The 14,694-nt window shown below is 39.6% G+C and carries 14 protein-coding genes and 1 tRNA gene; 9 read left to right on the top strand and 6 right to left on the bottom strand.

The genetic code is table 11. The features are described from left to right. Positions 1-486: 486 nt before the first annotated feature. The 4 genes from HG267_RS05770 to ppsA all read right to left on the bottom strand — a co-directional run bounded on the left by HG267_RS05770 (position 487) and on the right by ppsA (position 5,292). A complete protein-coding gene (locus HG267_RS05770; protein WP_045874036.1) occupies positions 487-2,010 on the bottom strand; it encodes a pyruvate kinase in 1,524 nt (507 codons plus the stop codon). Positions 2,011-2,082: 72 nt separating this feature from the next. Then, on the bottom strand, positions 2,083-2,610 hold the full coding sequence (locus tag HG267_RS05765) for a universal stress protein (RefSeq protein ID WP_045874035.1): 528 nt from the start codon (positions 2,608-2,610) through the stop codon (positions 2,083-2,085). Between the two features lie 16 nt (positions 2,611-2,626). Then, the gene (locus HG267_RS05760; RefSeq protein ID WP_155539605.1) at positions 2,627-2,755 is read right to left on the bottom strand and encodes an alpha/beta hydrolase; all 129 of its coding nucleotides are present in this window, start codon (positions 2,753-2,755) and stop codon (positions 2,627-2,629) included. A 50-nt stretch (positions 2,756-2,805) separates the two neighbouring features. Next, positions 2,806-5,292 carry a phosphoenolpyruvate synthase gene (ppsA, locus tag HG267_RS05755; protein WP_045874034.1) on the bottom strand — a complete coding sequence of 829 codons (2,487 nt, stop codon included), beginning with the start codon at positions 5,290-5,292 and terminating at the stop codon, positions 2,806-2,808. 1,204 nt (positions 5,293-6,496) lie between these two features. Between ppsA and HG267_RS05750 the strand changes: the two genes are divergently transcribed. Next, positions 6,497-7,705 (top strand): MFS transporter, encoded by a 1,209-nt coding sequence (locus tag HG267_RS05750; RefSeq protein WP_228045727.1) that lies wholly within the window; start codon positions 6,497-6,499, stop codon positions 7,703-7,705. A gap of 45 nt (positions 7,706-7,750) precedes the next feature. On the opposite strand, the gene HG267_RS05745 is transcribed toward HG267_RS05750, so the two are convergent. Next, positions 7,751-7,824, bottom strand: a tRNA-Arg gene (locus HG267_RS05745). Positions 7,825-7,861: 37 nt separating this feature from the next. On the opposite strand from HG267_RS05745, the gene moaC reads away from it, so the two are divergent. The 7 genes from moaC to HG267_RS05710 all read left to right on the top strand — a co-directional run bounded on the left by moaC (position 7,862) and on the right by HG267_RS05710 (position 13,440). Further along, on the top strand, positions 7,862-8,371 hold the full coding sequence (moaC, locus tag HG267_RS05740) for a cyclic pyranopterin monophosphate synthase MoaC (RefSeq protein ID WP_045874032.1): 510 nt from the start codon (positions 7,862-7,864) through the stop codon (positions 8,369-8,371). A 678-nt stretch (positions 8,372-9,049) separates the two neighbouring features. Beyond that, positions 9,050-10,249 carry a hypothetical protein gene (locus tag HG267_RS05735; RefSeq protein ID WP_045874031.1) on the top strand — a complete coding sequence of 400 codons (1,200 nt, stop codon included), beginning with the start codon at positions 9,050-9,052 and terminating at the stop codon, positions 10,247-10,249. Further along, a complete protein-coding gene (locus HG267_RS05730) occupies positions 10,246-10,632 on the top strand; it encodes a response regulator (protein WP_045874030.1) in 387 nt (128 codons plus the stop codon). The genes HG267_RS05735 and HG267_RS05730 overlap by 4 nt, the downstream gene beginning before the upstream one ends. 259 nt (positions 10,633-10,891) lie before the next feature. After that, positions 10,892-11,149, top strand: coding sequence for a 2TM domain-containing protein (locus HG267_RS05725; protein ID WP_045874029.1), 258 nt, complete (start codon positions 10,892-10,894; stop codon positions 11,147-11,149). A 120-nt stretch (positions 11,150-11,269) separates the two neighbouring features. Then, positions 11,270-11,578: a DUF3181 family protein gene (locus HG267_RS05720; RefSeq protein WP_045874028.1), complete on the top strand. Its 309-nt coding sequence runs from the start codon at positions 11,270-11,272 to the stop codon at positions 11,576-11,578. Positions 11,579-12,263: 685 nt separating this feature from the next. Continuing rightward, complete coding sequence (locus HG267_RS05715; protein WP_045874026.1) at positions 12,264-12,473, top strand: hypothetical protein; 210 nt, start codon at positions 12,264-12,266, stop codon at positions 12,471-12,473. 232 nt (positions 12,474-12,705) lie between these two features. Continuing rightward, positions 12,706-13,440: a hypothetical protein gene (locus tag HG267_RS05710; protein WP_045874025.1), complete on the top strand. Its 735-nt coding sequence runs from the start codon at positions 12,706-12,708 to the stop codon at positions 13,438-13,440. 224 nt (positions 13,441-13,664) lie between these two features. On the opposite strand, the gene HG267_RS05705 is transcribed toward HG267_RS05710, so the two are convergent. After that, positions 13,665-14,006 (bottom strand): COG3650 family protein, encoded by a 342-nt coding sequence (locus HG267_RS05705; protein ID WP_228045728.1) that lies wholly within the window; start codon positions 14,004-14,006, stop codon positions 13,665-13,667. Positions 14,007-14,139: 133 nt separating this feature from the next. On the opposite strand from HG267_RS05705, the gene HG267_RS05700 reads away from it, so the two are divergent. Then, positions 14,140-14,673: a J domain-containing protein gene (locus HG267_RS05700; RefSeq protein WP_045874023.1), complete on the top strand. Its 534-nt coding sequence runs from the start codon at positions 14,140-14,142 to the stop codon at positions 14,671-14,673. Positions 14,674-14,694 lie beyond the last annotated feature (21 nt).

Raw genomic sequence — 14,694 nt, 5'->3', positions numbered from 1 at the left:
TAAAAAAATTTTCATATATTTTAGGCTATTATTATACAATTCTTATGCGGTTTACGTATGTTGGCTGTTATCCAAATTACAAATTTATAATTTGTAATCCAAGATTAAGAAAACCTAAACTGTATAATTTTAATTGAGGGCTATATTATTTAAATTAATATTAACTACAGCAATTTCCAGAAATTATGTGATATGCGGAAAGTCCGCTTCCTCTAACTGAGGATAAATTGGTTAGAGAAAGCAGACCTAAATATTTACTTAATTTTTTCACATTTAATTCATACCAAATCAAATAATGTTTGCGACACATCAATATATGCTAGAGGGCACGGCACTGTTCCCTACAATCTGTCGCATTCTTTTTTCAAATTGGTATTACATAACTCAGGTGTTATTTCAGGCAAAAGACACAAATATTTAATTGAAATGAGATATGCAAATTAGCAGATGCTTGTTCAAAAATTGTGCAAAAAACCAGCGCTACTTTTACCAGGAACGTAAAGCGCGCAATTGGTGTGTTTTCTTCATTTGATGTGCCTGCATTCTGGTGAGTACATCATCTAAAATTGTTACAGCCTGGACAATATAGGGGCCTTTGTTCAACATCACACACTCAGCCCTTTCTGCCATTGCTGCATCAGTCATTTCTGCCCGTGAAGGCATTCCGTGTTTCACGAGATTTTCTAAAACTTGAGTAGCCCAAATTACAGGCACATGGGCAGCTTCACATAACCACAGAATTTCTTCTTGAATTTCTGCTAGACGCTGGTAACCAATTTCCACAGCTAAATCCCCTCTAGCAATCATAATGCCAAAGGGTTGTTGACCTGCTGCTTGCACAATTAATTCTGGCAGGTTGCTAACAGCCAATGGGGTTTCGATTTTAGCGACGATCGCAGGGATGGGAGAACCTGCTGGTAACCTAGCTTGTAATTCCTGTTGTAAAAGCGCGATATCTTCAGCTTTTTGCACAAAGGAGTAGCCAATAATATCCACTAGTTCGGCGTGGCTAGCGATAAAGTCTAGATCTTGTTTGTCTTGATTTGTGAGTGGACTTAAGTGCAAATCTGTATCAGGAAAGTTTAAGCCTTTATCAAGTTGGAGTTTATTACCTTTGAGGCGAGTCTGAGTAATCCTTATCCAAATACCTTCATCGGTGATAGATTCTACAAGTCCACCTATATGACCATCATCAATCCATACTCTCGCGCCTAACTGTATTTGATCTAGTACTTCCGGTAAAGTACAACTTGCTTGGAAACAACTAGATCCAACAGTGGTGGATACATCACGAGTCAGCAGCAGCAAATCTCCACGACAGATGTGACGTTTACCATTAGGCGCGAGAGTAAATTCAATTCGCGGTTTCGGCCCGCCTAAATCCATTAAAATTTTGCAGGGATGTTTCATCTCTGCTTCTGCCAACCGCACATTCGCAATCATGGCAGACCATTCAGTCGGAGTATCATGAGAGCAGTTAATCCGCACACAATCAGTTCCCTGGTGAATGAGATTCCGGACTAACTCATAATTGCTAGCTGCTTCTGTAGGCAATGTCACCATAATTCTGACTCGACGGTGACGAAGGGTCTTACCAAACAGCGCCTCAGTTTGTTCTTGCAGCAAGCGATCGCCTTCAAAAAATTCCTCTAATGGTGGGTGACTAATGGGAGAATTTAACTTAACATCACAAGCAGCTGCTAAAGTAGCAATTACTGCATCTAAATGAGCTAAAACCTTAGTTTCAATATGTCCTAATGAACATAAACCCCAAGGTAACAAAGCCATTTGCAATTCCCGCAAGTCATAACGCCGCAGTGCTAAATAATAAGCTAAGTTGAGACTACTATTAATAAAAGCTGGTCTATGAATGCGCGATCGCCATTCGTGAAAAATCTCCTGTCCTTCTTGATAAACACATTTGCGAAGCTGTTGTAAGGCGGTGAGTAAGGCTTGGGGATTGGATAGATCCACACCAAAATCGGGAGTTTTTAAGCTTGAAGACAGCATATAAGTTAAGGGTTGGAAGTCCGATTGTTAGGGAATAAAGATGATACTCATGGATTAAACTGCTTGTAAAAATCAAGCTGAACCTGCTACCGTGGCTGGGGAATTTTCTTTAACAGCATCAACTACCCCTTGTACTGCTAAAACTGAACAGGGAGCATGATGCAGCACATAATTGCTAACGCTACCTAAGAAAAACTCGCTAATTCCCGTTAGTCCACGCCGACCGAGAATAATTAAATCAGCTTGCCAACTACGGGCTAAATCGCAAATAATTCGACTAGGATCGCCAAATTCCTGAGTGTATTCTGCATTGACACCTTGAGCGATCGCTTTATTGTTTAACAACGTCAAAAATTCTACCCCTTCACGCTTTAAAGATTCCCACTGTCCCAGATAATAGTTGACATCATCAGGAGTGAAAGGAGCGTAAATTCCATCTGTAGCTATACCTGGAGGATTGGGATACCGCTCATCAAAAGGTGAAAGCACATAGAGCAACATTAATTCCGCATTAGTTGCTTTCGCTAAAGCTAAAGCCTGATCAAAAACTTGTTGACCAATTTCTGAATTATTAACCGCAACCAAAATTTTGTGAAACATAATGATTACTCCTTATTTAGTATTTGGGCATGGGGAATGGGGAATGGGGAATGGGTAATGGGTAATGGGTAATGGGTAATGGGTAATGGGTAATGGGTAATGGGTAATGGGTAATGGGTAATGGGTAATGGTTATTTCTCTTCATCTCCCTCATCCCCCTCATCCCCCTCATCCCCCTCATCTCCCTCATCCCCCTCATCCCCTAGCTTCTGCATTAGCAATTTCTAGGAGTGTTTTCAGTACTGAATCAGGATTGAGGCTGATGGAATCAATTCCTTGTTCGACAAGGAAGCGGGCGAATTCTGGGTAATCACTCGGTGCTTGGCCGCAAATACCAATTTTGCGTCCATGCTGTTTAACTGTTTGGATAGCTGTGGCGATTGTTCGCTTCACAGCTTGATTGCGTTCATCAAATAGATGGGCAACTAATTCTGAATCTCGATCCAATCCCAGGGTTAATTGCGTTAAGTCATTGGAACCGATGGAGAAGCCATCAAATACTTGAGCAAATTCGTCTGCGAGAATCACGTTACTGGGCAATTCGCACATTACGTAAACTTGTAAGCCGTTTTCGCCTCTGACTAAACCATTGTTTGCCATCTCAGCTAATACTCGCCGCCCTTCTTCGGGAGTCCGGCAGAACGGTATCATTAAAATAATGTTGGTTAAGCCCATGCGATCGCGTACTTGCTTCATCGCCTGACATTCCAAAGCAAAGCCTTCACGATAGCGTTGATCGTAGTAGCGCGAAGCACCACGCCAGCCAATCATCGGGTTTTCTTCTTTGGGTTCAAATTGTTTACCACCTAAGAGATTGGCGTATTCGTTACTCTTGAAATCAGACAGCCGCACAATTACAGGTTTGGGATAAAAAGCAGCTGCGATCGTACCAATACCTTCAGCTACTTTATCTACAAAGAATTGCGCTTTATTTTCATATTGAGTAGTTAACTCAGCTATTTTGTATTTAGCTAGTTCGTCTTCTAATTCATCAAAATGAATCAAGGCTAAAGGATGGGCTTTGATGTGGTTAGCAATAATAAATTCCATTCGCGCTAATCCTACACCATCATTAGGAATAGCTGCAAAACCAAATGCTTCTTCTGGATTGCCCACATTCATCATAATTTGAGTGTGGGTGTGTGGCAGTTTTTCTAATGGTAATTCTTGAATTTCAAAAGGTAATAAACCTGGGTAAACTTTTCCGGTTTCACCTTCTGCACAACTAACAGTAATTTCTTGCCCAGTTTTTAAGATAGTAGTCGCATTACCACAACCAACAATCGCCGGAATTCCTAACTCCCTGGCAATAATTGCTGCATGACAAGTACGTCCGCCAGCATTAGTTACAATCGCACTAGCCCGTTTCATAATCGGTTCCCAGTCTGGATCGGTGCGGTTAGTTACGAGTATTTCTCCAGCTTGAAACTGATTAATTTGATGCACATCTAAAATTACTCTGGCTTTCCCTTGCCCAATCATCTCACCGACGCTACGGCCTGTAACTAAAGGAACTAGGGATTGAATATCGTCTTTCCCAGTCCCCAGTCCCCAATCCCCAGTCCCCAATCTATAAGTCCGCAATATATTCCCCGTCTTTTGGGACTGCACTGTTTCTGGACGCGCTTGGACAATAAACAGTTCATTGCTAATCCCATCTTTTGCCCATTCAATATCCATTGGCGTATATGTACCACGGACTTGGGAGTAATGTTCTTCAATGATGCAAGCCCAATTAGCAAGTTGTAAAATCTCCTCATCATTGAGAGCAAATATATTCCGTTCCGATGCAGCGACGGAGATATTTTTAGTTAATTTTGAGCCGCCCAGATCATAAACCATCTTAATTTCTTTACTGCCAAGGCTTTTCCTGATAATTGGGCGGTATCCTTGTTTTAATGTGGGCTTAAATACTAAATATTCGTCGGGGTTAACTGCGCCTTGAACAACGTTTTCACCTAAACCGTAAGCAGCAGTAATTAAAGCTGCGTCTTTAAAGCCAGTTTCCGTATCAATAGAGAACATGACACCAGAACTAGCCAAGTCAGAACGTACCATTTTTTGCACGCCTACCGACAGGGCAACATTGAAGTGGTCAAAACCCTTAATTTGGCGATAGGAAATGGCGCGATCGGTAAAAATAGAAGCAAAGCATTTGTGACAAGCTTCTAATACAGCTTCTAAGCCATGAACATTTAAATAAGTTTCTTGCTGTCCCGCAAAGCTAGCATCGGGTAAATCTTCCGCAGTCGCACTAGAACGAACAGCTACATCAGTATCTATTTCAGCATCATATTGCTGACAAAGACTGCGATAAGCTTGGGCGATCGCTTCCTGTAATTCTACAGGAAAGGGAGTTTGCAGCATTAATAACCTTGCTTTCTTCCCACATTGCCGGAGATTTTGCACATCTTCTACATCTAAATCAGCAAAAATTTCTCTAAGTTTTGTTTCCAAACCAGCCGCAGAAATAAAGTATTTATATGCGTAAGCAGTGGTAGCAAACCCTGTAGGAACTTTTACACCTCTGCGCCGGAGTCGCTGAATCATTTCCCCTAAAGAAGCATTTTTGCCTCCAACTAAAGGAATGTCTGCAATACCTACGTCACTTAAAGGTAATACAAATGCTTGTTCTTTGGAAACTGAGCGAGATATTTCTTGATTATCCAAGATTTCTAGCATAATTTTAAGTTCCTTAAAGAAATAGAGATACTGAAGAGCAATGTATTATTTGTTTTGATCCCAAGCCCTACACTCATTTATATATAAGGATAATTTGAGGATCTTGTGAAGATATAGCTATTAGTAATTTGTTTTTACATCAGCCTCAAAACTAAAATCCAAAAGAGTTTTCTTTTTTTTAGTTTATGGAAGCAATTATTAACAATCCAACTCATATATTGCAAAATGTATACAAAAATTACAAAAACAAGAATAACTTAACTTTCTTCACAAGTTCCTCACATTTCACAATTATCTTAAAAGTGTTGATAGTGAATTTTTCTAGTTCAGCTGATTGCAGAACTTGCAAATATGAATTACTGTCCTTGCTGCTCTAACTTGCTGCTGCTACATATCAATGGTTCTGATCTATACTGGTTCTGCCGACATTGTTGGCAAAGAATGCCAGTATTTCTAGGACATCAATCCTGCTTATTATCAGAACATTTTGTAGAAGAGCTACCGACCATTGTGGATGGTCGTCACGAATCTGAAGGCCTTGTTTGCACAAACAAACGTGAAACCATCAACGGATGGATAGGCTTAGACAGAATATCAATTTGAAAGATAGATATTACTGATTAATAATTGGGTTGAGGAATTGCTGACTGATAAATAGGAAATAAAAAATGTCTGCATGTTTGTATGAGTAAGGTGCATAGGTAATCTACCTAATGCACCATCAAAAAAATTAATTAATACCAAGTTAAATATTATTGGTAAAAAAATAAATTATTCATACCATTTTAATGTGAAACTGCACATATCTTGATACTCCTAATAGCCCCATCTAACAATATTAGATGGGGCTATTATTTGTTGGTTGAAATTTCTTTGACAGAATTACCTTTTTATATAAAAATCATTAATTTGTAGCTGTCTCAATGTTTGAAAACTTTGTGTAACAAATCCTTGTAACAATTTTCTACGTGCGCTATGTAGGGCTTTTCAACAGGTAATTAAGGTATAGCTTGACAGCAAATAACTAGTACAACAAGGCAAAAGTCAAAAGAAAGAATGTTTATAGCACAAGCATTTTAGCAATTACAGATGGTCTGTTGATTTACGCCGACTTGTACTAGAGATGAATGTGATAGCTGGTAAAATAGCTGTAATGCCATAAATCTATTTTTTAATCAGTAAGTTAAAATTAAAGGCTGAAGTATTGAAAAATCAATATATATTACTGTCTTTATTTGCAGCAGGTTTATTATTCTGGTCTAGCTTGGCTGCTTTGTTACCAACGCTACCACTTTATATGGAAGATGTGGGCGCAACTAAGCAACAAATAGGTATTGTGCTTGGTTGTTTTGCTATTGGAATGTTACTATTTCGCTCCGTGTTTGGGCATTTAGCAGACCAAAGGGGACGGAAAATAGTCTTAATAATTGGGATGTTAGTGAATGCGATCTCACCTCTGGGTTACATATTAGTACAATCAATTCCGGGGTTAATGGCAGTGCGGGCGTTTCATGGGCTAAGTGTTGCAGCTTTTACAACTGGTTACTTAGCATTGGTAGCAGATTTAGCACCAGAAAAAAATCGTGGTGAAATCATGGGCTACATGAGTTTGGTAACTCCCATTGGTGCAGCTATTGGCCCCGCTTTGGGAGGTTATTTACAAGCAACCAGTGGTTACACGCTGTTATTTTTACTATCTACAGGATTGGCGGGGATGGGTTTATTGTGTATTGTTCCGATTGTTAATCCTCCAATCCACAAGCAAAACAAAACTGATAGTAATCAGGGCAAATTTTGGCAATTATTATTCAGTCCCAGAGTTAGAGTTTTAGCCAGCATTATGCTGATGATTGGCTTGGCGTTTGGGGCTTTGCATACCTTTGTACCTTTATTTATTAAAGCCGCGCGAGTAGATTTAAACCCAGGCTTATTCTATACAGCTGGCGCACTTGCTAGTTTTAGCGTCCGCTTTTTCACTGGTAAAGCGAGCGATCGCTATGGTAGAGGTTTATTTATTACTCTCAGCCTCTTTATTTATGCAATTTCGATGCTCATACTAGCTTTTGCTACCACCGCCAATATTTTCTTAATCGCGGGAACTTTAGAGGGTGCGGGTTCTGGTATCCTCATGCCTATGATTTCTACAGTAATTGCCGATCGCTCTCTGCCGCAAGAAAGGGGAAGGGTATTTTCACTTTGTATTATGGGGTTAGATTTTGGTATTGCGATCGCTGGCCCAATTTTTGGTTCACTTGCTGAACAAGTTGGGTACCGCAATATGTTTAGTTTTTGCGGTGGCTTAACTGTGCTGGCGCTGTTAATTTTCCTAACTCAAGGCAATAAAAACTTTGCTGATTCCCTGCGCTTTGCCTTGGGTCGTAGCAAAGATGCTTATTCCCTGAATCAATCTTGATAAAAAGAAGAAGACCCAATCTTTGATTGGGTCTTCTTCTTTTAACGGGCGAGGAGGGATTCGAACCCCCGACACCGTGGTCCGTAGCCACGTGCTCTAGTCCACTGAGCTACACGCCCCTGTCAGAAAATTATATTAACACGTTCTTTAAAAATCATGCAAGACAATTTTGCTGCTAATTTTCCTAACCTCACTCATCTCGACCAACAAGGACAGGCACAAATGGTAGATGTGTCGGCGAAAGTGGCTACTGTACGCCAAGCTGTAGCTGCTGCTCAGGTGCGAATGCTACCGGAAACTTTTACCGCCATTCAAGCTGGGAATGCTCCCAAAGGCGATGTCCTAGGTACTGCAAGGATAGCGGGAATTATGGCTGCAAAACAAACAGCTAATTTAATTCCGTTATGCCATCCTTTGCCGTTGCAGAAAGTTGAAGTCGAAGTGATACCAGATTCCCAACTCCCCGGCTATCAAATTCAGGCTACCGTCAAAACCAAAGCCGAAACTGGCGTAGAGATGGAAGCTTTAACTGCTGTCTCTGTGGCAGCTTTAACTTTATACGATATGGCAAAAGCCTTAGAAAAATCCATTCAAATTGAATCAATTCGCTTAATTAGCAAAAGTGGCGGAAAATCCGGAGATTATTCCGCAAGAATTAGTGGCTAAGTGCCAAAAATTTCTGTGGTGGTTGGGGTAAAGGGTAAAGGGGAAGGGGTAAGGGAACTCAAAAAAATAAATTATTCCGTTCAAGTCGTTGACTGTTGACTGTTAACTGTGAACCGTCAACAGTCAACAATGAACAATAGCAAAGGAAGGAAATAATACAGTTAAAATCAAAAAAATAACCGCTATACATGAAATTCCTGATGAGATTTTTACTCATAAAATTCAAGTTCAAAGGAATTTATTTGTCTCATGATTTTTCCAATTGGTATTAGAGAGTAATAAAATTTGATTTATTTAATTTGTTTTTGTAAAAGGTGAAATTCTGTTAAAAACTCCTAAATGATAGTTGATAATTCGTAACCTAAAGCATAAATCTTAAATCAATATGTGATTTAATAGACATTGACAAATTCAAACTGAACATCAATAGTATTATTCATGCTATTTTCTGAAGTGTTGGCTGTACAAAAAGAGAGAATCTCTGCTGTATAAAGCTGGCATCATCAGAGTTAGCCAAATCGAAATCCAGGATATTAAATCAAAAATTGCAAATTAAAAGCAGCAGAGTTGATTATTAGTAGCTGAAAATTTTCGCTCAATATCAGCAAATAAAATTACAAATTTAAATTGCAAAATTAAAAGACAAAAGCAACATTACACATCACTAAATCCTAATTTATGCCACATCTAGAGAGTGATGCCGTCGAAGCAGGACGTTTATACAGAACTACTGGTGCAATAGCCTCTCATAAGTTGCGATCGCCAGTTTATCGCGCTTGGGAAAGATCCCACCTGCAAGGAGCTAACCCTCTGGCGTTACAAGCAGAACAATTATCTAGGCGAGACACAGAGCATCTGCTCCAAAGAAATAATTATTTAATTGATGTAGTGCGTCCCTATTTCCGAATGCTATCACAGGCGGCAGGGCAAGAACGCCATGCGATCATGTTAGGCGATCGCCAAGCTATTCTATTAGATGTAATTGGTGATGAGCAGACTGTCAACGGGCCAGAACCCTTTCCGCAACCAGGTTCTTTACTGTCAGAAGCTGTGGCTGGCGCTAATGGGATTGGCACACCTTTAGCAGAAGAAAATTACGTAGAAATTATTTCCGCAGAGCATTTTATCGAAGGATTTCAGCCTTTTATTTGCCAAGGTATACCACTGCGAAACGATAAACAAGAAATTGTTGGAGTGTTGAGTATTTCTTTGCGGCGTGCAGATGCGAGAAAACGCCTGAAAGAAATATTGCGATGTGCTTCCCATGCTATTGAAGCCGAATTTGCGATCGCAAATTTAGAAACAGATGTTCATCGTGTACTAGCTTCACAACCAGACGAATATGAGCCATTAGAAGAATTACGCCAGGATTTGATTCAAGTACATCAAGCCGCACGCTTAAAACTTGAGGTGATCTCGCGGATGGTGGCTGTTAATCGCTGGGAGTATGCAGCGCAGCTACTCAAACAAGCAGAACAATCCATTGAAATCTTTCGCCGTCGCGCTCATATTTGGCGCAATTTGGCATCATTAGAGACTGGTAGCGTTCAATCTCTGCCACTCATTGAGAGTATCAATGATGTGATAGAGATTTTATCTACAGAAGTTGCTATTCGTAAAATTGAAATTGTGGCTAATTGGAAAGAGGAAATTACAGTGCTTGCCGATCCTCAAACTCTGTTACGTAATATATTGCGTTGTTTTTTCCAAGCTTTTGAACTTGCAGGTCAAAATGGGACAATAGAACTATCAATAAACAAGGTGCAAAATGCTCAATTCGCACAAGTAAATTTTATGGCAAGTTCAGCAATAAATATTGACCATTCGCAATTAACTCCGTATAGTCTTTGCTTATCCATAGCCAAAACCAAGTTATGAGCCTTCAAAGTTTAGCAAAGCGCAAATTGGTAATTGCAGACGATGACAGCGACAGTCGCACCATGCTGGCTTTTTTACTTGAGCAAGAAGGGTGGGAGGTAAGAGAAGCAAAAGATGGTAAAGAAGCCTTAGAACAAGTTCTGGCACAACAACCAGACTTATTAATTTTAGATAATAGAATGCCAGAACTGACTGGCGCTGAAGTTTATCAAAATCTCCAGGCTAGAGGAATTAAGTTAGCAGTTGTATTAGTGACTGCTTATAACCAAGTGGATGAATTAGCTTCATCTCTGGGTATTTCTTATTTTGTCAATAAACCCTATGACATTAAAAAACTGCTCACAACCATAGAATCTGCTTACGAAAATTCGCCATCTTCTTAAAAGTAGGGCTAACGCGCTCAACCTCCACGCCTCAAATTAAGATATGAAAATATATATTTCTGTGTTCTCTATTTCCTATTTTCAAGAAAGTCATTCATAAAAGGTTTTGCCACTATCAAGCAAGATAATCTTTCCTATCTATGCCCAATGCCCCATGCCCAATGCCCCATGCCCCATGCCCATTTTCTCACTCTAATAGCAACTGCACCCCGAACACCCTTAGAATAAGTAGGTGTGTCACAATCTGTAACAAATATTTATGCCTCCTCGTTGGCCTACCAAACCCGATCGCAAAGACCCAGCCTACCGCAAAATTGATGACAGAATGAATTTCGCTGTTCACGTAGCGATCGCAGCTACGATTAACTCTGGGTTGTGGTTTGTCCACAATCTCAAAGCAACTAACTGGGAATGGCTGCCTTGGTTAACAGTCAGTTGGATTGTGGTATTGTCGGTGCATCTGCTTTATATTAGTGCGATCGCTAACTATTCCGATACGCCACCAAAATCCACCTGAAGACGGACTGTTAATGCTGGGGCGATTGTAACCTGTGACTGTAGAGATAGCCTAACCAATTGAGCGATAATGAGAAAGAGCCTGAGAGTTAACGCTCTTTGTTGATATGGGGTGATTTTTATGGCTAAGACTAACACCACAGAACTGCTAGAAGCCCTAGCAGCCGAAATTGGTGACAATGTTTACATTGATATTGCTAAGTGGCATCTTTATTTATCCAATGCCAAACTGCATACCGTTGTTGCCGAACAGCTCTATCCTCTAATTACTTCTAATAGTGTTACCGAAAACCGTGTGACAGCAGTATTAGAATCAATTCCTGTCAAAATTGGCGGTGGTAGAAAGGAAATCCCTTTAATAGATTTACTCCCACTGCAATGCCAGGTTAACTTAGTAGATATTTTAGAAAAATATCAACGAGAAATTTAACTTTCTTCTCGATCAGGAGCTATGTTACTTGTTCCTTTGTCAGCAGTGCTGAGTCAAGAGTCCTGATTACTGAGGCTTGAGTAGGGCCACTCACCCAGCATTCAGAACTTTTAACTCAGCACTTTTTGTTTAATACCTACTAGAACAAGTTATAGGTAATATCAGTACATACTGTTTGATGGCAATAAATCCTCAGTTTGAACTTGGCAATGAATAGTAATTAATCAGAAGTGTAAAGGCCATCTTTTGATGCTGAAAATACCTAAGTTTTGTTAAATAAGCAGTTAATAAATAAAAAATCCTGAGAAAATAAGATTGGGCAACAATCCCATAGTCATCTCATTAGACAATCAACGCAGTAAAAGTGAGCAATTCTGAAGTTATAAGATTACATACTTTGATTGTCAGTGACAGATATTAATTTGCCCAACTGCTTGATTAACTGGTGCGTAGTAGACTTAGAAGATTTAATTCAAAGTGTGTCTAACTTTTCTCTATATGGCGAGAAAAGCAACGCCCAATCCAATACCTTATATCCTTATCTATCAGATAAAAGTAATAGAATTACCAGCATCTTTTCTGCCAAGAGAGAGTTTTCTCGAACCCATGATTAGTGATAAAAATGGGTGAGGCAATTTGTCGCATACGAAAAATTTACTGAGCAATTAATTGAGGATTAACAAATATGTTTTTACAACTCAAAGATACTGGAGATTTAGTCAAAATAGTTGATGTACAAGAATTACTTGACCCTAATAATGATACTATTCACGGACAAGATCAAGAAGGTCAAGAAGAACAAGAAACAGATATCTTCAAAAAAGATGAGTTAGTTTTTCCTTCAGGTGAAAGCTTACCGCGCTGTTGGTTAGATGCTAACTATAGAAAAGCCTAATCACAATTTATTTGTAGGATGCGTTACTTAGTCCTTAACGCATCCTACTGCGCCGATGTAGTTTATTTTTCCTTAACACATCAAACGTAATAGGCAGTGCGTTACGCTATCAGTAACGCACTGCCTATTGGCGTGGCAATTTTTAACAAAAATTATTGAAATGGTGTAAAAATTAAGCTATTATACCAAAAATATTAAGTAATAACCGAAGTAAAAATTAGAGAAAAAATATATGACCCAAAGCTTAGAAGTTCAAGAATTTGTCATAGCGATCGCAGTTAGGCAGCATAACCCTGCGGTTTTGACACCAGACTTTCTCAAATATAGTGGTATTGTTCCTAGTGATTGGGAATTAGGCAGACAGCCCATTGTGACAAACTCTGCAGCTCAAGTTGTCTATCAAAATGGTATCAGTATAACTGCGGAAGTTAATAGAATTGTTTTCTCGGAGCCAATTCCTACTAAAGAATTGCAAGATGTATCTATTCCTGCAATAGCTCGCAAGTATGTTGAGACACTAACTCAAGTTAATTATCAAGCAGTTAGTATTAGTTTTAGAGGCTACGTGATTTTCGAGCAGAACAACATAGCCCATAACTATATCTTTGGTAAACTGCTACAATCAGGCCCTTGGAAAGAGTTTGGTACGGCACCTGTGCAAGCTGCATTGCGGTTTATTTATACCCTTCAGGATACGCAACTATTCTTAGATATTAATGAAGTTGGGCTACAATTACCTGACAAAACCCAACTGCCAGCAATTTTATTTTCCGCTAATTTTAGCCATGCGATCGCTCAAGACGATCCGAAAACGCGTTTAGCTAACCTAGTACAAGTTATAGGTAAATGGCAGACTGACTTAGCTACTTACCAAGAAGTAGTGAATACCAAGTTTTTAGGCTCACAGAACTATCAAATCAACATAGCGCCAGATGAACCTTTGATATTTCCCAAAGAAGTAAGTTAATCACGGAATCTGAGAAAATCTAAAAATTGAATTTTTGAGAAATAGGATAACAGTAAACGTAAAATAAATAAATAGGACTTACGCAAAAGTCACGTAATTACGTCATTACGAGCGCAGCGACGTAATCGCCTGAGATTCTGGGATTGCTTCCCTACACTTTGTTCCGGTCGCAATGACAAATTTTGCTTGCGTAAGTCCTGATAAATTTACTGTTATCCTGTCTTTTATTTCTTCTCAGCACAACCCTCAAAAACTTGATTACCCAGAATGAAAATTGCTGAGTAAGGATAGTTTTTATCTGACATTCCATCACTACAAGTATCGACTTGCTTGATGATTAATATACTGTTTATCCTATTTTTTAAGCGGTAAACACGTACTAAATCTGCTGGACGGCCTTGTGCTGTTAAAGGTTTAATGTACGGAAAGGTTTGTTTCGGCTTGTCAGGGGAAGAGTAAATAATTGCGCTTTTACCTACAGTTACGCTCCAAAATGGTTCTGTACCCCTAGCAATGAACTCTTCGCTCTTGCTATTTTGTGCAACAACTAGATGATTGCTATACATCGATAACAAAGTGATTCCCAACCCAAAAAACGTAATGGATGAGAGGCAGGTTTTCATCATAAATTGAGGTTTACAATATTAAGAAAAACTTGATCGCAAGGTGACTCAATCAGCCGTGAATCAACATGGGGCAATGCCACAAAGCAGCGAACCCACATATTACTCCCTGCTAGGACTGCATCCCTCGGCATCGGTAATCGACATCCGTCGAGCGTACCGAGAACTGAGTAAACGCTATCATCCTGATACTACCGATTTACCTGCTACTCTTGCTACAGCTAAATTTCAGCGACTCAATGAAGCATACGCTACTTTGAGTAACCCAGAACGTAGGTTAAATTACGACTTAAAAATCGGCTATTCCCGCTTTGGAGTGATTCAAGCACCTGCCGATTTGAACCATCCCGTGCAGAAGACCTATGACTGGTCAAAATCTGCTTACTTAGATGCTAGCGATCGCCCACTCTCATCGGGGGAAATCTTTGCATTATTTATGCTAGTGTTAACGTTTTTGGGTTGTCTGTTACTCGCGATCGCTATTGGTTTAACCCGTGGTGAGGCGGCTTTTCAAACACAACAGCTTCCACAACCTGTTACAAGTCAGCAGCAAATTCACCAAACGGCACCATCAGCCAGCTTTTTGGGAATTGAAAATCACTTTTGTTAATGTGTAATTTTAAACTTAATC

It is taken from the genome of Tolypothrix sp. PCC 7601 (assembly GCF_025677855.1).
GTDB lineage: Bacteria > Cyanobacteriota > Cyanobacteriia > Cyanobacteriales > Nostocaceae > Aulosira > Aulosira diplosiphon.
Note: the sequence above shows the minus strand (reverse complement) of the source record. Positions and strands in the feature narration are given on the sequence as shown.